Origin of the sequence: Nonomuraea sp. NPDC059007 (assembly GCF_042740555.1) — a bacterium.
Lineage (GTDB): Bacteria > Actinomycetota > Actinomycetes > Streptosporangiales > Streptosporangiaceae > Nonomuraea.
This window is the reverse complement of sequence record NZ_JBHYJD010000014.1, coordinates 200,033-219,769: the sequence shown is the minus strand read 5'-3', so window position 1 is coordinate 219,769 and position 19,737 is coordinate 200,033. Positions and strand designations below refer to the sequence as shown.

Annotated in this window: 16 protein-coding genes; 5 read left to right on the top strand and 11 right to left on the bottom strand. The window is 72.1% G+C overall.

All coding sequences use genetic code 11. The features are described from left to right. Positions 1 to 11 precede the first annotated feature (11 nt). Genes ACFWY5_RS24770 through ACFWY5_RS24750 form a run of 5 tightly spaced genes read right to left on the bottom strand, consistent with a single transcriptional unit; the run spans position 12 to position 6,446 of the window. Positions 12 to 1,253, bottom strand: a complete 1,242-nt coding sequence (locus ACFWY5_RS24770) for a polysialyltransferase family glycosyltransferase (protein ID WP_379634596.1) — start codon at positions 1,251 to 1,253, stop codon at positions 12 to 14. Continuing rightward, a complete protein-coding gene (locus ACFWY5_RS24765; RefSeq protein WP_379625346.1) occupies positions 1,250 to 2,227 on the bottom strand; it encodes a glycosyltransferase family 2 protein in 978 nt (325 codons plus the stop codon). Before ACFWY5_RS24765 ends, ACFWY5_RS24770 begins: the two co-directional genes overlap by 4 nt. Further along, positions 2,227 to 4,275, bottom strand: a complete 2,049-nt coding sequence (locus ACFWY5_RS24760) for an N-acetylneuraminate synthase family protein (RefSeq protein WP_379634594.1) — start codon at positions 4,273 to 4,275, stop codon at positions 2,227 to 2,229. Before ACFWY5_RS24760 ends, ACFWY5_RS24765 begins: the two co-directional genes overlap by 1 nt. Positions 4,276 to 4,335: 60 nt before the next feature. Continuing rightward, complete coding sequence (locus tag ACFWY5_RS24755; protein WP_379634592.1) at positions 4,336 to 5,001, bottom strand: response regulator; 666 nt, start codon at positions 4,999 to 5,001, stop codon at positions 4,336 to 4,338. Next, positions 4,998 to 6,446, bottom strand: coding sequence for an ATP-binding protein (locus tag ACFWY5_RS24750; RefSeq protein ID WP_379634590.1), 1,449 nt, complete (start codon positions 6,444 to 6,446; stop codon positions 4,998 to 5,000). Before ACFWY5_RS24750 ends, ACFWY5_RS24755 begins: the two co-directional genes overlap by 4 nt. 100 nt (positions 6,447 to 6,546) lie before the next feature. Between ACFWY5_RS24750 and ACFWY5_RS24745 the strand changes: the two genes are divergently transcribed. Further along, the gene (locus tag ACFWY5_RS24745; protein WP_379634587.1) at positions 6,547 to 7,884 is read left to right on the top strand and encodes a cation:dicarboxylate symporter family transporter; all 1,338 of its coding nucleotides are present in this window, start codon (positions 6,547 to 6,549) and stop codon (positions 7,882 to 7,884) included. Between the two features lie 110 nt (positions 7,885 to 7,994). Here the strand turns inward: ACFWY5_RS24745 and ACFWY5_RS24740 are convergent, their stop codons facing one another. The 5 genes from ACFWY5_RS24740 to ACFWY5_RS24720 all read right to left on the bottom strand — a co-directional run bounded on the left by ACFWY5_RS24740 (position 7,995) and on the right by ACFWY5_RS24720 (position 13,343). Continuing rightward, positions 7,995 to 8,816 (bottom strand): SAM-dependent methyltransferase, encoded by an 822-nt coding sequence (locus ACFWY5_RS24740; RefSeq protein ID WP_379625356.1) that lies wholly within the window; start codon positions 8,814 to 8,816, stop codon positions 7,995 to 7,997. Positions 8,817 to 8,848: 32 nt separating this feature from the next. Next, a complete protein-coding gene (locus ACFWY5_RS24735) occupies positions 8,849 to 10,228 on the bottom strand; it encodes a sensor histidine kinase (protein WP_379625415.1) in 1,380 nt (459 codons plus the stop codon). A gap of 90 nt (positions 10,229 to 10,318) precedes the next feature. Further along, positions 10,319 to 11,347: a LacI family DNA-binding transcriptional regulator gene (locus tag ACFWY5_RS24730; protein WP_379625358.1), complete on the bottom strand. Its 1,029-nt coding sequence runs from the start codon at positions 11,345 to 11,347 to the stop codon at positions 10,319 to 10,321. Then, the gene (locus ACFWY5_RS24725; protein ID WP_379625360.1) at positions 11,344 to 12,504 is read right to left on the bottom strand and encodes an MFS transporter; all 1,161 of its coding nucleotides are present in this window, start codon (positions 12,502 to 12,504) and stop codon (positions 11,344 to 11,346) included. The genes ACFWY5_RS24730 and ACFWY5_RS24725 overlap by 4 nt, the downstream gene beginning before the upstream one ends. Further along, entirely contained in the window at positions 12,501 to 13,343 is an 843-nt protein-coding gene (locus ACFWY5_RS24720; protein WP_379625363.1) for a hypothetical protein, read from the bottom strand. Before ACFWY5_RS24720 ends, ACFWY5_RS24725 begins: the two co-directional genes overlap by 4 nt. A gap of 117 nt (positions 13,344 to 13,460) precedes the next feature. Here ACFWY5_RS24720 and ACFWY5_RS24715 point away from each other — a divergent pair, with 117 nt between their 5' ends. From ACFWY5_RS24715 to ACFWY5_RS24705, 3 genes are read left to right on the top strand one after another with little or no spacing between them, the layout of a single operon-like run. Then, positions 13,461 to 14,369: an NAD(P)-dependent oxidoreductase gene (locus ACFWY5_RS24715; RefSeq protein ID WP_379625365.1), complete on the top strand. Its 909-nt coding sequence runs from the start codon at positions 13,461 to 13,463 to the stop codon at positions 14,367 to 14,369. Continuing rightward, positions 14,362 to 15,600 (top strand): M24 family metallopeptidase, encoded by a 1,239-nt coding sequence (locus tag ACFWY5_RS24710; protein WP_379634585.1) that lies wholly within the window; start codon positions 14,362 to 14,364, stop codon positions 15,598 to 15,600. Before ACFWY5_RS24715 ends, ACFWY5_RS24710 begins: the two co-directional genes overlap by 8 nt. A 14-nt stretch (positions 15,601 to 15,614) precedes the next feature. Then, entirely contained in the window at positions 15,615 to 17,033 is a 1,419-nt protein-coding gene (locus ACFWY5_RS24705) for an NAD-dependent succinate-semialdehyde dehydrogenase (RefSeq protein ID WP_379634583.1), read from the top strand. On the opposite strand, the gene ACFWY5_RS24700 is transcribed toward ACFWY5_RS24705, so the two are convergent. Then, a complete protein-coding gene (locus tag ACFWY5_RS24700; RefSeq protein WP_379625371.1) occupies positions 17,023 to 17,514 on the bottom strand; it encodes a VOC family protein in 492 nt (163 codons plus the stop codon). The genes ACFWY5_RS24705 and ACFWY5_RS24700 overlap by 11 nt on opposite strands. A 45-nt stretch (positions 17,515 to 17,559) precedes the next feature. Between ACFWY5_RS24700 and ACFWY5_RS24695 the strand changes: the two genes are divergently transcribed. Further along, positions 17,560 to 19,731, top strand: coding sequence for a thiamine pyrophosphate-dependent enzyme (locus ACFWY5_RS24695; RefSeq protein ID WP_379634581.1), 2,172 nt, complete (start codon positions 17,560 to 17,562; stop codon positions 19,729 to 19,731). Positions 19,732 to 19,737: the final 6 nt, after the last annotated feature.

Sequence of the window (19,737 nt, the reverse complement as noted above, 5' to 3'; positions counted from 1 at the left end):
GTCAGGAGATCTCAGGACAGGGCGCGGCTCAGCTTCTTCTTGAGCCGCGACAGCGGGCTCGGCTGCTCGGAGCCGGGCAGCAGGCCGACGGCGGAAAGGCGCTGCTTCTTGAAGTAGCGGCCGCTGCCGTGGGCCTCGATGAACGCCGCTGCCCGTGGACGCAGCTCGGGGTGCGACTCGGGCTGCATGCAGTACCCGACCGCTTGGACCACCTCTTCCACCGGCGGCCGCCCGTCGCACAGCAGCGCGTCCACGATCGTGGCGGGGATGCGGTTGCTGTTCTCGTACGGCGACAGCCGTTCCAGCACCAGCTCGGTCCCGAACGCGGCGGCCGGCAGCCCGTAGAAGTGGCGGGCGCTGACCAGCCCGGTCGAGAAGCAGCCCACGACCAGCTCCGGCCGCAGCGCCGAGAAGCACACCTCGGCCGGCACGCTCTCGTCGGCCACCGACAGCTTCACCCCGAGCGGCTCGGCAGCGGCGCGCAGCAGCCGGGCGTGCCGGCGTCCCGCCGCCGGGTGCGGCTTGAACACGACGCTGGAGTAGCCGAGGTCGGCCAGGGCGCGCAGCATCGACTCGTGCAGCGACGCCTCCTCCTGCGGGGTGAGGATCTCCAGCGCCGACAGGTACTGGCCCAGGATCATCGCCTGACCGGCCAGCATGTCGGGGGCGGTCGCGGCCACCTCGGTGACGACCCGCAGGAACGCGTCGTCGGAGATGGTCGAGGCGGCCACGCCGTACTCGCTGAGCAGCATGGGCGACAGGCCCGGCAGCAGGTCGAGGTGGAGCAGGCGGGTGATGCGGCGGAAGATCTCGGCGGGCAGCGGGTCGCGGGTGGGGCCGTAGCTCATCAGGCCGTCGGCGTAGACGGTGATGGGGCAGTCGCGCACCAGACCGGCGATCGTGCGCGCGGGCGGCACCGCGATCGACTCCAGCACCAGCTCGTCGACCCGGTCCAGTTCGAGGTGCGTGCGCAGCAGCCGTTCCAGCATCGGGACCTCGATGACGCGGGCCTTCCACGCCGACGGGTGCAGCGGCGCGATCAGCTCGTTCCACGACACCACCTCGTCGAAGCGCGAGCGCAGCACCGCGAAGCCGGGCGTGCGGTCCAGCGGCAGCGAGACCTCGGGCACCGCGGCGTTGTTCGACACCAGCAGCGTCCTGCGGTCCTCGTGCGGGCCGAAGGCGCCCTCGTCGATCGCCGCGGCCAGCGACATCGCGCCGTAGAGCGTGGAGGCGTAGAACACCTGCGTCATGCCAGCTCCTCCCGGTCCCGGCGCAGGCGCACGGCCTTGTCGGGCAGGTCGGGGACGAGCGCGCGCAGCACTTCCTCGCGCTCGACGGACATCCGCGCGACCGAGTCGGCCACGAGGTCGGCGGGCAGGCCGCGCACCATGGCGGCCCCGCGCTCGGTGAAGCGGGCGCGCAGCTCCGGGGTGAAGCGGTCGGCCAGCTCCAGGTGGTGAGCGAGCAGGGCGCAGAAGTTGCGCACCGCCTTGCTCAGATACCGTGCTTCGAGATCCTTGAAGACCAGGTCGAAGGCGTCGAAGAAGTGCAGTTGCCGCTCGTCGCCCACCTGGGTGAGCGAGCCGGAGACCTGCCGCCGGTAGAAGACGCCGGCCGCCGACACCACCGCGAACGTGGCCGCCTCGCGGTGCAGCCGCCAGATCCACGGCCGGTCCTCGGCGGTGTGCAGCGATCCGGGGAACTGCAGCAGGTCGCGCAGCGAGCGCCGGTAGACCCCCGCCCACGCGTACGGGTAGTCGACCATGGTCTTCACCTCGGCGGGCAGGATCGCCTCCTTCGGGTCGACGACCACGCCCCGCCGTGCCCAGGGGGCGCGGTGCACGACCCGGTTGCGGCCCGTGACCTGCACGTGGTCGGCGCGTACGAAGTCGCAGCCGAGCCCCTCGATGGCGGCGACCATCTCGGCCAGGTAGCCCGGGGCCAGCCAGTCGTCGCCGTCGAGGAAGCTCACGTAGCGGCCGGTGGCCGCGGCCAGCCCGGCGTTGCGGGCGTCGGCCAGGCCCACCGGCGTCAGGTGCCGCAGCACCGACAGCCCCGGCACCGCCGCGTCCTCGACGATCTGCCCGGTGGCGTCCACGGAGCCGTCGTCCACGACGATGAACTCGAAGTCCGGCCGCGCGTTGCGGGCCAGCGAGGCCACGCAGTCACCGATGTAGGCCTCGCCGTCCCGCACCGGGACGATCACCGTGAGCAGCGCCGCCATCAGACGGTGATGCGGCGCAGGCGGGCCTTGGGGGCCTCCTCACCGGGGAAGACGCGCTTGACGCCGTCGCCCAGTGCCTGCTCGATGATGCGGATGTCGCGCACCAGGTGCTCCAGCCCCGAGGGTTCGAGTGAGGCGGCGTGGTCGGAGCCCCACATGGTCCGGTCGAGGGTGATGTGCCGCTCCACCGCCACCGCGCCGAGCGTGACCGCGGCCAGTGAGATCTGCAGGCCGCGCTCGTGGCCGGAGTAGCCGACCGGCACGCCGTACCGCTGCTTGAGCGTGGTGATCGTGCGGAGGTTGGCCTCCTCGGGAGGCAGCGGGTAGGTGCTGGTGGCGTGCATGATGATCAGCTTGTCGGTGCCGAGGATCTCGACGGCCTCGTCGATCTCCGGCAGCGTGGACATGCCGGTCGACAGGATCAGCGGCTTGCCGGTCGCGGCGAGCGCGCGCAGCAGTTCCCGGTCGGCGACGCTGGCCGATGCGATCTTGTGCACCGGGACGTCCATCTCCTCCAGGAACTCCACCGAGGGCACGTCCCACGGCGAGGCGAACCACTGGATGCCCCGCTCGTCGCAGTACTTGGAGATCTGGGTGTACTCGTCGCGGCCGAACTCGGTCCGCTCCTTGTACTCCAGGTAGGTCATCTCGCCCCACGGCGTCTGCCGGATCTGCGAGCGCTGCTCCACCGGCACGCAGATCGACGGCGTGCGCTTCTGGAACTTCACCGCCTGGCAGCCCGCGTCGGCCGCCACGTCGATGAGCCGGCGCGCCAGCTCCAGGTCGCCGTTGTGGTTGATGCCGATCTCGCCGATCATGTAAACGGGCTGGTCGTCGCCGACCAGGAGGTCGCCGACCGCCACCGGCGCCGACTTCAGCCGCAGCGCCGCACGGACCTGCGCGGGCTCGCCCACGGGCTCCGGCCGCGCCGCCGTCACCCGGTCACACAGCTCCCGTACGGCTCCCGCCCCGCCCGCCCTGGTCAGCACGACCCGAGCGGCGGCCCGTACCCGGGGGTGCGCGTCGGGCACCGCCACCGGCCAGCCCACCAGCCCCATCGGGCCGAGGTCGTTGACGTCGTTGCCCACGTAGGCGACGCGCGCCGGGTCGAGGCCCTCGATGGCCAGCCAGTCGCGCAGTACCGTCGCCTTGTCGGCCAGGCCCTGCAGCACCGGTACGCCGAGCTTGCGGGCCCGCGCGGCCACGACCGGGTTGTGCTCGGTGGACATCACGAGCAGCTTGACCCCGGCCCGGCGCAGCAGGGCGATGCCCATGCCGTCGGAGCGGTTGACGAGGACCATCTCGCGGCCGTCGGAGTCGACATAGGCGCGGTCGTCGGTGTGCACGCCGTCGAAGTCGGTGATGACGGCGTCGACGTCGATCGGCTCCGGGGTGTCGACGAACGGGGCGAGCGCGCGCACGATCTCCAGGTCGGCGGCGGAGTCCACCTCGACCGAGTGGCTCGGGGAGACCGGCTGGACGGCGACCTCGCCGAAGAAGCGGTGGCCGTGCTCGCGCAGGCCGGTCGCGCGCATGACGTAGAAGGCGCCGGTCTCGCGGTACTGCGGGTCGAGCTGCTGGCGGGGCAGGCGGACCGAGCGGTCGTGGTTGATGCCGACGCCCGCGGCGTTCCACAGGAACTCGTGGGTCGCGGTGGCGGAGAAGACCGCGTCCGCGCCGCCGTCCAGGACCTTGGAGATCGCCGCGTCGAGGTCGGCCGGGTCGATGAAGGCGCTGGTGCACTGCACCAGGAGCACGACCTCGGGCTCTTCCCGCGCGGTGTCGAGCGCGTGCAGCACCGCGGACTCGCTGGAGGCCGACGGGCCGCTCAGCTCCGCCGGGCGGTCCACGACCAGGGCCCCGGCCTCGCGCGCCGCGGTGGCGATCCCCTCGTGGTCGGTGCTGACGACGACCTGGTCGATCAGCTCCGCGCGCACGCAGGCACGTACGGCCCGCGTGACCAGCGGGATGCCGCCCACCGGGGCGAGGTTCTTCAGGGGGACGCCCACAGAACCTCCGCGGGCGGGAATGACGGCCAGGACTCGCAAGGTGACTCCTTGAGATACGTAGGTGCCACCCGAAGCTAGGCCCCCGAATTGAACCCCGAATTAACTGCGCGGGGTCATCCGGTAGAGAAGTTCTGGCCGTCCGACGCCTCCGTAGCGCGGGAGCCGTACCGCTGAGCCGATTTCTACTAGATACTCCAGATATCGGCGGGCGGTGACGCGGGACATCCCCGCCGCCGTGCCCAGGGCCTGCGCGGACATCCCCTCCCCGGCCGCGCTCAGCTCCGCGGCGACGGCGTCCAGGGTGTCCTGTTGCATGCCCTTGGGCAGGCGCGAGGTCCCGCGCAACGTGCCCAGGACCCGGTCCACGTCGCCCTGGCCGATGATCTGCCCGGCGTCCTGGCGAAATCTGGCGTACCTCTCGAGTTTCTCGTGGAGGGCGGTGAAGGTGAACGGTTTGAGAAGGTATTGCGAGATGCCCAGAGAAACGGCGGAACGCACCATCGCCAGATCGCGCGCGGAGGTGATCGCGATGACGTCGCACAGCAGGCCGGCGGCGCGCACGGCGCGGATGACCTCGAGTCCGTGCATGTCGGGCAGATAGAGGTCGAGCAGGATCAGGTCCACCGGGGTCGCGCGCAGGAAGCGCAGCGCCTCGCCGCCGGAGCGGACCACCCCGGCCACCTCGAAACCGGGGACACGCTCCACGTAGATGCGGTTGGCCTCGGCCGTGATCTCCTCGTCCTCCACGACGAGCACGGAGATCATGGCAGCCTCACCGTGAAGGCCGAGCCGTCCACCTCGATGGTGCCGCCCAGGCGGCGTACCGCCTGGCCGACCAGCGCCAGGCCGAGCCCCCTGCCGTCGCCCTTGGTCGTCCATCCCTTCGCGAACGCCTCCGGCTCCGGCAGCCCCGGGCCGTCGTCGCTCACCCTGACCACGATCCCGTCCGGTTCCGTGCGCACCGTCACCTCCACGCGCGAGGCCACCTCGATCGCGTTGTCCAGCAGGTTGCCGACGATCGTCACGAGGTCGCGCGCCGCCATCTCCACGTCGTCCAGCCGGCTGTCCTCGCTGATCACCAGCTCCACGCCGCGCTCGGCGGCCTGGGCGCTCTTGCCCAGCAGCAGCGCGGCCAGGACCGGCTCGCGCACCGAACCCACCACCCGGTCGGTGAGTTCCTGCGCCGAGCGCAGCTCCGCGGTCGCGAAGGCCACCGCCTGCTCGGCCCGCCCCAGCTCCACCAGCGTGATCACGGTGTGCAGGCGGTTGGCCGCCTCGTGCGCCGCCGAGCGCAGCGACTCGGCGAAGCCCCGCTCGGCGTCGAGCTGCCCGGCCAGCGCCTGCAGCTCGGTGTGGTCGCGCACGGTCACCACCGCACCCAGCTCGCTGGGCGTGCTGCTGACCTGCAGGACCCGATCCCCGATCAGGTGCACGCGGTCCTCGCCGAGCTCGGGCGCGGGCCGTCCCTCCGCGTCGGGCGGCAGTTCCAGCAGCGTGCGGGCCGCGTCGTTGCAGAGCGTCAGCGTCCCGTCCCTGCCGATGAGAAGCAGCCCTTCCCGTACGGCGTGCAGCACGGCCTCGTGGTGGGCATGGATGCGCCCCAGCTCCACCGGCCCGAGCCCGTGGGTCTGGCGGCGCAGCCGGGCGGTGACCAGCCAGGTGCCCGCCCCGCCCGCGAGCAGCGCCAGCAGGGCCACCAGACCCCAGACGAGCTGGTCGTAGAGCCGGGCGGTGATCCGGTCGACCGTGAAGCCCACGCTGACCAGCGCGACGACGCGTCCGTCGGGCATCACCGGGGTGACGGCGCGCTTGGAGGGGCCGAGCGTGCCGGTGTAGGTCTCGGTGAACGTGTGCCCGGCCAGCGCAGGGGCGGTGTGGCCGAGGAAACGCCTGCCGATCTCCGCCGGGTTCGGGTGGGTGTATCGGGTGCCGTCCGTCTTCATGATGGTCACGAAGTCGACGCCGGCGCGCAGCCGTACCCGCTCGGCGTAGGGCTGCAGCGTCGCCGACGGGTCGGCCGCGCCGAGGGCGGCCAGCACGTCCGGCGAGGCGGCGACGGTCTGCGCGACCGCGCTCGCCGTGTTCGCCGCCTCCTCGGTGAGCAGGTGGTGGGCCTGCACCACCGCGAGCCCAGCCCCGCCCGCGACGGTGACGGCGACCACCACCAGCTGCAGCAGGAGCATCTGACCTGCGAGGCTCCAGCGCCGCATCGGATCCTCCCGTGTACGAAATGAACGCAATGGTGACCTGGGTCACTGTGCAGCGCATATTCGCACAACCAGAAGTTTCCTCCAAAGCCGGAGACCTCCCATGCGTGATCGCACCCGCTATCTCTACCTGGCCGTCATCGTCGCGGTGGTGGCCGGAATCGCCATCGGACTCGTCTGGCCGGACGTCGGCAAGGAGCTCAAACCCCTGGGCACGGGCTTCGTGGCGCTGATCAAGATGATGATCAGCCCGATCATCTTCTGCACCATCGTGCTCGGCGTCGGCTCGGTCACCAAGGCGGCCAAGGTCGGCAAGGTCGGCGGCCTCGCGCTCGGCTACTTCATCGCCATGTCGACCGTCGCGCTCGTCATCGGCCTGGTCGTGGGCAACATGCTCGACCCCGGCGCCGGGCTGCAGCTGACCGACGCGGCCAGGGAATCGGCGGCGGCGGAGGCGGCCAAGGGCGGCGAGGCCAGCACGACGGACTTCCTGCTCGGCATCATCCCGACCACGCTCGTGTCGGCGTTCACCGAGGGACAGGTGCTGCAGACGCTGCTCGTCGCGCTGCTGGCCGGATTCGCCCTGCAGGCCATAGGCCCCAAGGCGACGCCGATACTCAACGGCATCGGGCACATCCAGCGGCTCGTGTTCCGGATCCTCGCCATGATCATGTGGGCCGCGCCGGTGGGCGCCTTCGGCGCGATCGCCGCGGTGGTCGGCTCGACCGGAGTGAAGGCGCTGCAGTCGCTGGCCGTCATCATGATCGGCTTCTACGCGACCTGCCTGCTGTTCGTCGGGCTGGTGCTCGGGCCGATGTTGTGGCTGGTCGCCCGGATCAACCTGTGGTCGCTGCTGCGCTACCTCGGGCGGGAGTTCCTGCTCATCCTGTCCACGTCGTCGTCGGAGTCGGCGCTGCCGCGGCTCATCGCCAAGATGGAGCACCTCGGCGTCAGCCGTCCGGTCGTGGGCATCACGGTGCCGACCGGCTACTCCTTCAACCTCGACGGCACCGCCATCTACCTGACGATGGCCACGCTCTTCATCGCCTCCGCCACCGGGGCGCCGCTGGGGATGGGCGAGCAGATCTCCCTGCTGCTGTTCATGATCATCGCCTCGAAGGGGGCGGCGGGCGTGACCGGGGCCGGGCTGGCCACGCTGGCGGGCGGCCTGCAGTCGCACCGGCCCGAGCTCGTGGACGGGGTCGGGCTCATCGTCGGCATCGACCGGTTCATGTCCGAGGCTCGGGCGCTGACGAACTTCGCGGGCAACGCGGTGGCGACGGTGCTGGTGGGGACGTGGACCAAGGAGTTCGACCGGGAGCGGGCCCTGGACGTGCTGGCGGGGCGGGCGCCGTTCGACGAGGCGACGTTGCTGGACGAGGACGAGCACACGCCCGGCAGGTCCGAGGCCCGCACCCCCGAGATGCAACCCGTCAGCTAGACCCTGGGGCACCCACTCGGGTCACAACCCCCGGGGGTCACACCTCGGGGGTGTTGCCCTGGGGGTCTCCCTTTCGGTTGCTCCCCTCGGCCCGACGCGCCTGCGGGTCGCTAGGAGGGGGTGGGTTTGCGGCCGATGCCGGCGTATCCCATGCGGGCCAGGTCCTCGTCCAGGAACATCGTGGCCTCGGGGTCGGCGAACGGCCAGACGGTGCCGAGGCCGGTGTCCAGCCCCGGCGGGATCAGCGCGAAGTCGCCGAAGAACGCCTCGATCTCCTTGCCGGGCCGGGGGCAGAATGGGGCGCTGGCCTGCTGGTACACCTCGACGATCCGCTGCGTGCGCTCGCTCTTCCAGTCGGTGCTCAGGTGGGTCAGCGCGAGGTAGCCGCCGGGCGCGATCGCCTCCCGGTACGCCGCGACGAACCCGTGCGGGTCGTCGGAGTCGGGTATCAGGTGCAGGAAGAACATCATGAGCAGCGCCACCGGCCGCTCGAAGTCGATCAGCTTCCTGACCCCGGGGTCGTCCAGGACGCGCTCCGGCCGCCGGGCGTCGGCCTCCAGCATCAGCACCCGTTCCGGATCGGCCAGCAGCGCCCGGCCGTGCGTGCAGACGACGGGATCGTTGTCGACGTAGACGACCTTGGCCTCGGGCGCGTACCGGTGGGCCACCTCGTGCACGTTCTCCCGCGCGGGCAGCCCCGAGCCGAGGTCGATGAACTGCGTGATCCCCTGGTCCACGAGGTAGCGGACCACGCGGCCGATGAACAGGCGGTTCTGCAGCGCTCCCTCGCGGGCCTCGGGCAGTACGGCCAGCACCAGCTCGGCCAGTTCCCTGTCGGCCTGGAAGTTGTCCTTGCCGCCGAGGAAGTAGTCGTACATGCGGGCCGCGTTCGGGATCCGCGGGTCCACGCCCAGGGGAGCCTGCTCCGTCATCCCCACATGATCGCGGCAGTGCCGTGCGATTTCTATGGATTCGCGTTATCTGTCCCTTGTGGGGGGCCGATTTCCCGGTGGCCGGGGGCCAGCGGGAGGCGTACCACGAAGCGGGCGCCGCCGATCGCCTCCTCGGCGCTGATGATGCCGCGGTGGGCCAGGGCCACGTCACGGGCGATCGCGAGGCCCAGGCCGGTGCCGCCGGCGTCGCGGCTGCGGGCGGCGTCCAGGCGGGTGAAGCGGTCGAAGATGCGCTCGCGGTCCTGGGTCGGGATCTCGGCCCCGTCGTTGGAGACCTCCAGGACCGCGTAACCCTCCTCGGCCTCCACGGAGATGGTCACGTGGGTCTCGGCGTGGCGCTCGGCGTTGTCGAGGAGGTTGGTGAGCAGGCGCGACAGCTGCATGCGTACCCCCTCCACGATCACGCCGTCGGCCAGGGCGTCGCGCACGGGGATGAGGTCGTGCCGGGCCATGAGCTCCTCGCGCACCAGCTCCGACAGGTCGACCGTCTCCTTGACCACGTCCACGCGCGAGCCGATGCGGGCCAGCAGGAGCAGGTCGGTGATGATGGCCTCCAGCCGGTCGGTGTCGCGCAGGGCGCCGGACACGAGCTCGCTCACGTCGGTGTCCTCCGGGTAGAGCTGGGCGGACTCCAGCTGGGCGCGCAGGCCGGCGATGGGCGTGCGCAGCTCGTGGGAGGCGTCGGAGGCGAACTGGCGCTGCTGGTCGGCCGAGCGTTCGAGGCGGGCGAGCGTGCTGTTGATGGAGCGAGCGAGCTCGGCCACCTCGTCGTCGCCCGGCGGCTGGGCGACGCGGCGGCTGAGGTCGCTGGCGTTGACGGCGTCGAGTTCGGCGCGCATCACGGCGACGGGGCGCAGCGCGCGGCCGGTGACCAGCCACGTGGCCCAGGACGCCAGCCCCACCAGGATCGCCACCTGCGCGAACACCACGGCTTCGAGCACCCGTGTGGACAGCACGCCTGGGGTGGCGCGGCCGGCGTAGACGACGGGGGAGTCGGGGGCGGTGTCGATCCGGATGGCGCTCAGGTGGACGCACTCCTCGTCCCGGCACCTGGTGGTGCTGATGATGCGGTTGTCGGGCGGCGGCCACAGCGTGGTGAGCGGCGGCATGTTCGCGGCGGCGGCGCTGCGCGCGACGACCCGTCCGCCCGGCTGGACGACCTGCACGAGGTTCACGGTGGCATCCGTCAGCGGGATCGTGCCCCCGCGCAGCCCGCCGTCGCGGACCTTGGCCGACACCTGCGAGGCCGCCTCGCGGGTGGAGCGCCACAGGCCGTTCTCCACCACGGATCTGGCCACCGCGACGCCGCCGACCCCCGCCGGGATCAGCACGGACGCGGCCACTGCGGTGGCGATGAGCGTGACCCGTCCGCGCAGGGACCCCGCCCACATGCGTGACACGTCCTGAGGCTACTAAGTGTGATTTGTCGTGTACGCCGAAGAGACGAAAGGTTTGCGCGATCCATACGGTAAAAGACCGGTTCAGCGGGGTGCCGTCGAACCTCTGACGACCAGCGAGACCGGCAGCAGCAGCGACCGGGCGGGCCGCTCGGGATCCTCGATGCCCTCGAGCAGCATGCGCGCCGCCTCCACCCCGACGTCGTGGTGCGGCACGTGCACGGTGGTCAGCGGCGGGCGCAGCTTGTCCAGGAACGGCATGTCGTTGAAGCCCACCACGCTGATGTCGCCGGGGCAGTCGATCCCGCGCTCGCCGAAGACGTCGTAGCAGCCCAGGGCGATCAGGTCGTTGCCCGCCACCACCGCCGTGACGTCCGTGCGCGCGTCCAGCAGCGAGCGCGCCGCGCTCGCCCCCGCCTCCTCGCTCCACTGCGCGCACTCCACGACGAGCCCCGGCTCGTCGGACAGTCCCAGATCCCGTACGGCATGCCGGAACGCCCTGGCCCTGGCCGCCCCCGTCGAGGTGGTCTGCGGCCCGGCGAGGTGGGCGATGCGCGTGTGCCCGAGCCCGGCCAGATGGGCGACGGCCGCGCTCACCCCGGCCGCGTCGTCGGCCGTCACGCACGGCACGTCGATGCCCTCGACCCGCCGGTTGACCAGCACGAGCGGCACCCCGGCCGCGTGCAGTTCGGACAGCAGCGGGTGTTCGAGCCGCGCGGTGGCCACGATCAGCCCCTCGACCTGCCGCGAGCGCAGCGACTCGATGAGCTTGCGCTCGCGCTGCGGGTCGTTGTCGGTGTTGACGATCCAGCCGCTGTAGCCGCCGGCCTCCAGCGCGCTCTCGATGCCGCGCACGATCGGCGGGAACAGCGGGTTGGTGATGTCGGGGATGACCAGGCCGACCGTGCGCGATCGGGAGGTGCGCAGGCTGAGCGCGATCGGGTTGGGCTGGTAGCCGAGGTCCTTGGCGGCCTTGCGCACCCGGCGCACGGTGTCGGCGCCGACCTGGTTCTGTGTCCTGGGGTTGAGTGCCCGGGAGACGGTGGTGGTGTGGACGCCCACGGCCTCGGCGATGTCGCGCAGCGTCGGAGCGGATGGCCGGTTGGCTTTCATCGGCCGGGCTCTCCTTCTGGTCGGATCCATCGTTTGCGTCCCAGGGCCCCGAAGAGGCCGAGCGGGGCGGCCAGCGCCGCTGCCCAGCCGAAGATCTGAGCATACCGTTGCTGCTCGGCCAGACCGGCGACCACGACGGCGGCCACCGCGCTGCCGAGGAAGAGGGACCCGGCGAACGCCGACACCACCGTCGCCCTTGCCGCGGGCAGCACCTCGGTGGCCCAGGTCTGCAGCGAGGAGTGCATGGCGGCCCACGCCGCGCCGAGCAGCGTGGCTCCGGCGAGCGCGGCGGCGGGCGAACGGGACAACGCCACCAGCGCGCAGGCGGCCACCGCGGCGGCGGCGCCGTACGCGATGAGCCGCCAGGCGTGCACGCGGCGCGAGAGAAAGCCGACGAGCTGCGAGAACGCCAGGACCGCGATGCCATAGGCGGCGGTGACGGCGCCCGCGACGGCGGCGTTCACGCCCGCCGCCTCGACCGCGGCGGGCAGCAGCGTCAGCACGCCGATGAGCACGCCGCCCTCGACGAACGCGAGCGCGAGCACGAGCAGCGCGGGCCGCGAGCGCGTGACGGCGGTCAGCGGGGAGAGGAGACCGAGGTGGGCGCGCGAGCGCGGGGGAGCGGGCAGGCGGCCGAGCGCCCACGCCAGGGCCAGCGCGGCCAGGCCGGTCGCGCCGAAGACGACCCGCCAGGTGGCGTACTGGACCAGCACGCCCGCCGCCGTCGAGGCCACCGCGGTGCCCACGGCCACGCCCGCCATCAGGTTCGTGATCTCCCGCTGGCGGCGCTGGGCCGGGACGGTGTCGCCCAGGTAGACCAGGCTGCCGGGGATCGCCGCTGCGAAGCAGGCGCCGGCCAGGCCGCGCGTCAGGGCCAGCGCGAGCGCCGAGCCGGTGAACGCCGAGGCGATCGTGCTCACCGCGCCGAGCGCGAGCGCCACCCGCATGGTCCTGACCAGTCCCGTCCGGTCGGAGACCATCCCCCAGACCGGCTGCATGATCCCGTACGCCAGGACGTAGGCGCCGACCGCGTGCACGACCTGCGACAACGGCAGCCCGAGCTGGGCGGCCATCGAGACCATCATGGGCGGCATGGCGAAGCGGTCCAGCGTGCTGACGAACGGGACGGCCAGGAGCAGTCGGGGGGCGGGGGTCATACCTCGATCAGACCACGAGCGGGATCGAGGGCGCCCTCCAGCCCCTCGTCGGGGAGATGGCGCAGCCGCAGGCCGAGCACGGTGCGCAGCGCGCCCGCGTCGACGGCGCCGCCGGGGATCAGCCCTTCGAGCGGGTCCTTGAGGCGCTGAAGGTAGCGGCGGGCCAGGGGATCGGTCAGGCCGAGCGCCGCCCCGGCCTCTTCGAGCACGAGCGCGTCGGCCGTCCCGGCCAGAATGCGGTCGCAGGCCTCGCGCAGCGCTCCGGCCAGCGCCCGCGCCGCCGCGAGGTCCGCGCCCCTGGCGGCGAGCACGGTTCCCAGGTACGGCCCGCAGACCTCGGCCAGCCCGGCCAGCCGTACCATGCCCCGGTCCTCGGCGATCAGCTCGTTGCCCGCGTTGAGCATCGTGACCTCGCACCGCCCGGCCAGCAGCGCCTCCAGGCGGCGGGGAGTGGAGCCCATGGCCTCGACCCGGTACGCGCGCAGGCCCACGTGCTCCATCAGCGTGTAGAGCCCGAAGGCGAACCCCGATCCGGGAACGTCGACCCCGGCGGTCACCAGCCTGGACGGCGTGGGCAGGCGGAGGGCCGGATGGGCGTACAGGCCGAGGCCGAGGCCGCGGTCGACCGCCGAGACGATGCGCACGTCGGCCGTCTCGCCGAGCGGGTTGCCGGCCGTGAAGCGGTAGGCGAGCACGTTGTCAGGGCTGGTCAGCACCGCGCCCACCCGGCCGTCCAGCAGTGCGCGGAACTGCGCGGGCGAGGAGGCGACCGGCTCCTCGGCCACGGTCAGGCCGTACGCGTCCAGCAGCCCGAGGCGGCGGCACACCCGCAACGGCACCGAGGGACTGAAGGCTCCTAATGTCAGCGAAGTCGATTGCTTTGCTCTTGACATGTTGGGGAATATACTCCCATGCTGCTGGCAACGCAATCGATTGCGTAGCGACGAGGAGGCACGATGAGAGTCGGCTGGATCGGCACCGGCCGCATGGGATACGCCATGGCCGCACGCCTGGCCGGGCCCGGCACGGACCTGGCCGTCTGGAACCGCACCCGCGCCAAGGCCGAGCCGCTCACGGAGCTCGGCGCCACGCTGGCGTCCTCGATCGCCCGGCTACGCGATCGCGAGGTGGTGTTCACGATGCTGTCCACCTCGGAGGACCTCACCGAAGTGCTGGGCGAGCTGCTCGGCGGCGAGCGGGCGCCCGGACTGGTCGTGGACTGCTCGACCGTCTCCACGCGGGCCTCCGCGCAGGCCAGGCTCGCCTGCTCCGAGCGCGGCGCGGCCTTCCTGGCGGCGCCGGTGAGCGGCAACGCGAAGGTGGTCGCCTCCGGCGGGCTGAGCCTGGTCGTCTCCGGGCCGCGCGAGGACTACGACCGGGTGGCGCCGCTGCTGGCCCGCCTGGGCAAGGCGGTCACCTACGCCGGAGAGGGCGAGAGCGCCCGGCTGGTGAAGATCGCGCACAACCTCATGCTCGGCGTGGTCACCCAGTGCCTGGCGGAGATCACCGTGCTGGCCGAGAAGGGCGGCGTGCCCCGCCACGCCTTCCTGGAGTTCCTCAACAACAGCGTCATGGGCTCGGTGTTCACCCGCTACAAGTCACCGGCCTTCGTCAACCTCGACTACACCCCGACCTTCACCCCCGTCCTGCTGCGCAAGGACTTCGACCTGGGCCTGGCCTCCGCCCGCGAGCTCGACGTGCCCATGCCGCTGGCCGCGCTGACCGCCCAGCTCGTGCAGGCCGGCGTCAGCACCGGCCGGGTGGATGAGGACTTCGCGATCCTGCTCGACCTGCAGGCCGCCGCCTCGGGCCTGGAGCTGAAGCCGGAGAACGTGCCCGTGGACGACGGGCTGGGCCATGCCTGAGCACGCGCGGCCGCTGCCCGCGCCCGGACACATGGCGGTCGACTTCGAGCAGCGCGTCGACTTCGATCGCTTACGCGCCTACCGGCTGGAACGGGCCCGCGCGGCCCTGGAGGCCAGTGAGTGCGGCGCGTTCCTGCTGTTCGACTTCTACAACATCCGCTACGTCACGCAGACCTGGATCGGCGGCGCGCTGGGGGACAAGATGACCCGATACGCGCTGCTGACCAGGGACAAGCCGCCGATGCTCTGGGACTTCGGCTCGGCCGCCCGCCACCACCGCCTGTTCAGCCCGTGGCTGGACCCGGCCGACTGCCAAGCGGGCATGCTGGGCCTGCGCGGCGCGATCGCGCCGAGCGCCGGCCTGATGAGGGAGGCGGTCACCCAGCTCAAGGACCTGCTGGACGACCCGTCCGCCCCGGTCGGCGTGGACCTCGTGGAGCCGCCGTTCCTGTTCGAGATGGAGCGCCAGGGCCTGCGGGTACGCGACGCCCAGCAGCACATGCTGACCGCCCGCGAGATCAAGTCCGCCGACGAGATCACGCTGCTCAACCAGGCCGCCGCCATGGTGGACGGCGTCTACCACGACGTGGTCCAGGCGCTCAGGCCCGGCGTACGCGAGAACGACATCGTCGCCCTGGTCGCCAAACGCCTCTACGAGATGGGCTCCGACCAGGTCGAGGCGGTCAACGCGGTCAGCGGAGAGCGCTGCAACCCGCACCCGCACAACTTCTCCGACCGCCTCATCCGCCCCGGCGACCAGGCCTTCTTCGACATCATCCACTCCTTCAACGGCTACCGGACCTGCTACTACCGCACCTTCGGCGTCGGCAGCGCCACCGCCGCCCAGCGCGCGGCCTACACCAGGGCCCGCGAATGGATGGACGCCGCCATCGCCGCGGTCAAGCCGGGCGCGGGCACCGACCAGATCGCCGCGCTCTGGCCCAGGGCGGAGGAGTTCGGCTTCGAGAGCGAGATGGCCGCCTTCGGCCTGCAGTTCGGCCACGGCCTGGGCCTGGGCCTGCACGAACGGCCGATCATCTCGCGGCTCAACAGCATGCGCGAGCCGGTCGAACTGCGTCCCGGCATGGTCTTCGCGCTGGAGACGTACTGCCCGGCGAGCGACGGCTTCTCCGCCGCCCGCATCGAGGAGGAGGTCGTCGTCACCGAGGACGGCGCCCGCCTGCTCACGCTCTTCCCCGCGCAGGACCTCGTCATCGCCAGCCCGTACTGAACCGGGAGGTTCCCATGCTTCACATCGGGGGTCGATCAACGCCCGCCGGCGACGGCGGCCGGTTCGATGTCACAGATCCCGCCACGGGCGAGGTGATCGCGTCCGTGGCCGACGCCACGCCGGCCGACGCGCTCACCGCGGTCTCCGCCGCCGCCGACGCGGCCGAGTCCTGGTCGGCGACGACGCCGCGCTACCGTTCCGAGGTCCTGCGCCAGGCGTTCGAGCTCATGAGCGAGCAGGCCGACGACCTGGCCGCGCTGATCTCCCGTGAGAACGGCAAGGCCCTGCCCGACGCCCTCGCCGAGGTGGCCTACGCCGCCGAGTTCTTCCGCTGGTACGCCGAGGAGGCCGTGCGCGCCGGCGGATCGGTGCTGACCGCGCCATCGGGAGGCAACCGCATCCTGGTGCTGCGCCGCCCGGTCGGCGTCTGCGTCCTGGTCACCCCGTGGAACTTCCCCGCCGCCATGGCCACCCGCAAGATCGGCCCGGCGCTCGCGGCCGGGTGCACGGTCGTGCTCAAGCCCGCCAGCGACACCCCGCTCACCGCGCTGGCCCTGGCCAGGCTGCTTGAGGAGGCCGGCGTGCCGCCGGGCGTGGTCAACGTGCTGCCCGCCCGCCGCTCCGGCGAGGTCGTGGCGACCATGCTGCGCGACCCGCGCGTCCGCAAGCTCTCCTTCACCGGCTCCACCGAGGTCGGCCGCCTGCTGCTGCGCGAGGCGGGAGGCCAGGTGATCAACAGCTCGATGGAGCTCGGCGGCAACGCCCCCTTCCTCGTCTTCGCCGACGCCGACCTGGACGCCGCGGTCGAGGGCGCGATGATCGCCAAGATGCGCAACGCCGGCGAGGCGTGCACGGCCGCCAACCGCTTCTATGTCGAGGAGCCGGTCGCCGAGGAGTTCGCCCGCCGCCTGGCCGCCCGGATGTCGGCGCTGCGCCTCGGCCCCGGTACGGACCCCGGCGCCGAGGTCGGCCCGCTGGTCAACCAGGAGGCCGTGGACAAAGTGGACGGCCTGGTCCGGCAGGCGCTGGAGGGCGGTGCGAAGGCCCTGGCGGGCGGCGGGCGCCCGGACCGTCCCGGCTTCTTCTACGAGCCGACCGTTCTGGCGGGGGTACGCCCGGACGCGCCGATCCTGCGCGAGGAGATCTTCGGCCCGGTCGCGCCGATCGTGGCCTTCACCGGGGAGGAGGAGGCGCTGCGGCTGGCCAACGACACCGAGTACGGGCTGGTCGCCTACGTCTACACCGGCGACCTGGCTCGCGGGCTGCGGGTCGGCGAGCGGATCGAGGCCGGGATGATCGGCCTCAACCGAGGACTGGTCAGCGACCCGGCCGCGCCGTTCGGGGGGATGAAGCAGAGCGGCGTCGGCCGGGAGGGCGGCCACGAGGGACTGCTGGACTACCTGGAGACCCAGTATGTGGCGGTCAGCTGGTGAGGCCCCGGTCGAAGGCCTTGCCGTCCGGGTAGGAGACGAGCTCGAACTGCATGCCCCACGGGGACAGGAAGTAGATCCAGCGCTGGCCCTCGCTGGGCCCCTTGCTCGCGGTCGGGCCGCTGTGCACGGTCAGGCCGCGGTCCTTGAGGTAGGCGACGGCGGCGTCCATGTCGTCGACGTACAGGGCGATGTGGTGGCCGCCGACGTCGCTGTTGCGGGGCTGGGTCTTGCTCTGGCCGGGGGCCTCGTACTGGAAGACCTCGAAGACGGCCTGGCCGCCGCAGCGGAAGAAGTGCAGTTCGCGCATGACCGCGCGGGGGTGCACGTTCAGGTGCTCGGCCATCCAGTCGTCGGCGTGCTCGTAGGGGCCGAGCTTGTACATGTACTCGCAGCCGAGCACGTCCACCAGGAACGCCCTGGCCTCGTCGATGTCGGGCACGGTGAAGCCGATGTGATCGAGCCTTGCCAGTCCGGGGAGCATCGTGACCCTTTCCGTCGCGGGACGCAATCGATTGCGGAGACTAACATGAGCGAACACCACAGGCTAGAACCCGTCGTCCCCTGGATCGAGGTCGTCGCCACGGAGGCCGACTGGGACGCCGCTGACCCGTCCCTGCTGACCACCATGTACGGCCAGCTCGTCCTCATCCGCGCCTTCGAGGAGCAGGTGCTGGAACTGGCCAAGGCCGGCCTCGTCCACGGCCCCGCCCACGCCAGCATCGGGCAGGAGGGCGGGGCGGTCGGCTCGGTCCTCGCCCTGGCCCCCGGCGACACGGTCAACGGCTCCCACCGGGGACACCACCAGTTCCTGGCCAAGGCGCTGTGCCACGTGGAGCCCGAGGGCCTCGACCCGCGAGTGGACCTCTCGCCGCGGGCGCGGGACGTCCTGCTGCGCGGCCTCGCCGAGATCTGCGGGCTGGAGCGCGGCTTCAGCCACGGCAGGGGCGGCTCCATGCACCTGCAGTGGACCGAAGCCGGAGCCATCGGCACCAACGCGATCGTCGGCGGCGGGGTGCCGCTGGCCGCGGGCTCGGCGTGGGCGCACCGGCAGGCGGGCACCGACGCCGTCGCCGTCACCTACTTCGGCGACGGCGCGATCAACATCGGCTCGACGCTGGAGACGTTCAACCTGGCCGCCGCGTGGAAGCTGCCGCTGTGCTTCTTCGTCGAGAACAATCGCTACGCCGTCTCGACCGGCGTGCGGGAGGCCACCGGCGAGCCGCGGCTGTCGGCGCGCGGGCCCGGCTTCGGCATCGCCAGCTTCAAGGTGGACGGGATGGACCCGCTGGCCGTTCACCAGACCATGCGCGAGGCCCTGGCCCTGCTGCGGTCCGGCCGCGGCCCGGTCCTCATCGAAGCCGACGTCTACCGGTACTTCCACCAGAACGGCCCCTTCCCCGGCAGCGCGTTCGGCTACCGCACCAAGGAGGAGGAACGGCAGTGGCGCGCCCGCGACCCGCTCGACCAGGTCGCGCGGCACCTGGAGCGCCGCGGCCTGCTCACCCCCGCCGAACTGGACAAGGCCCGCGCCGCGGCCACCACGCTCATGGCCGGGATCGCGGACACGCTGCTGGAGCCCGACCCCGGCGCCGCCGGCCGCCAAGGGACGGCGGTGCGGCGGATCAAGCCCGCCGAGTGGCCGCGGCCGTCATTCGCCGACGTGGGCGTCAGGGGCGACCTGAGCGAGTTCGGCGACGCCCGGTTCACCTTCGAGGGCACGCTGGCCGGGCAGAAGTTCATCGACGCGGTGGCCGCCGTCATGGCCCGGCGCATGGAGACCGACCCCGGCGTGGTGGTGCTGGGCGAGGACGTGCACCGCCTCGGCGGCGGCACCAACGGCGCCACCCGAGGGCTCAAGGAACGCTTCCCCGACCGCGTGCTCGGCACGCCCATCAGCGAGAACGCCTTCTCCGGCCTCGGCGGCGGCATCGCGCTCGACGGCCGCTTCCGCCCCGTGGTCGAGTTCATGTACGCCGACTTCATGTGGGTCGCCGCCGACCAGCTCTTCAACCAGATCGGCAAGGCCAGGCACATGTTCGGCGGCGCGGGGCCGGTGCCGCTCGTCCTGCGCAGCAAGGTCGCGATGGGCACCGGGTACGGCTCGCAGCACTCCATGGACCCGGCCGGGATCTTCGCCACCGCCCCCGGCTGGCGCATCGCCGCCCCCTCCACCCCCTACGACTACGTCGGCCTGATGAACAGCGCCCTGCGCTGCCAGGACCCCGTCCTCGTGCTGGAACACGTGGACCTCTACGGCACCGTCGGCGACGGGCCCGTGGGCGACCTCGACTACTGCCTGCCCGTCGGCAGCGCCGCCGTCCGCCGTACCGGCGACGCCGTCACCGTGCTCACCTACCTCGCGATGACCCCCCTGGTGCTGGAGGTGGCCGGCGAGGCGGACGCGGAGGTGATCGACCTGCGCTGGCTGGACCGGGCCAGCCTCGACTGGGACACCGTCGGGGCCAGCGTCCGCAAGACCGGCGCGGTGCTGATCGCCGAACAGGGGGCGCTCGGCACCTCCTACGGCGGCTGGCTGGCCGATGAGATCCAGCGGCGCTATTTCGACTGGCTCGACCAGCCCGTGCGGCGGGTGACCGGAGGAGAAGCCTCGCCCAGCATCAGCAAGGTGCTCGAACGCGCCGCCATCGCCGGAGCCGCCGAGGTGTCCGCGGCGCTGGCCGAGATGACGAGGAGCTGACAAGCC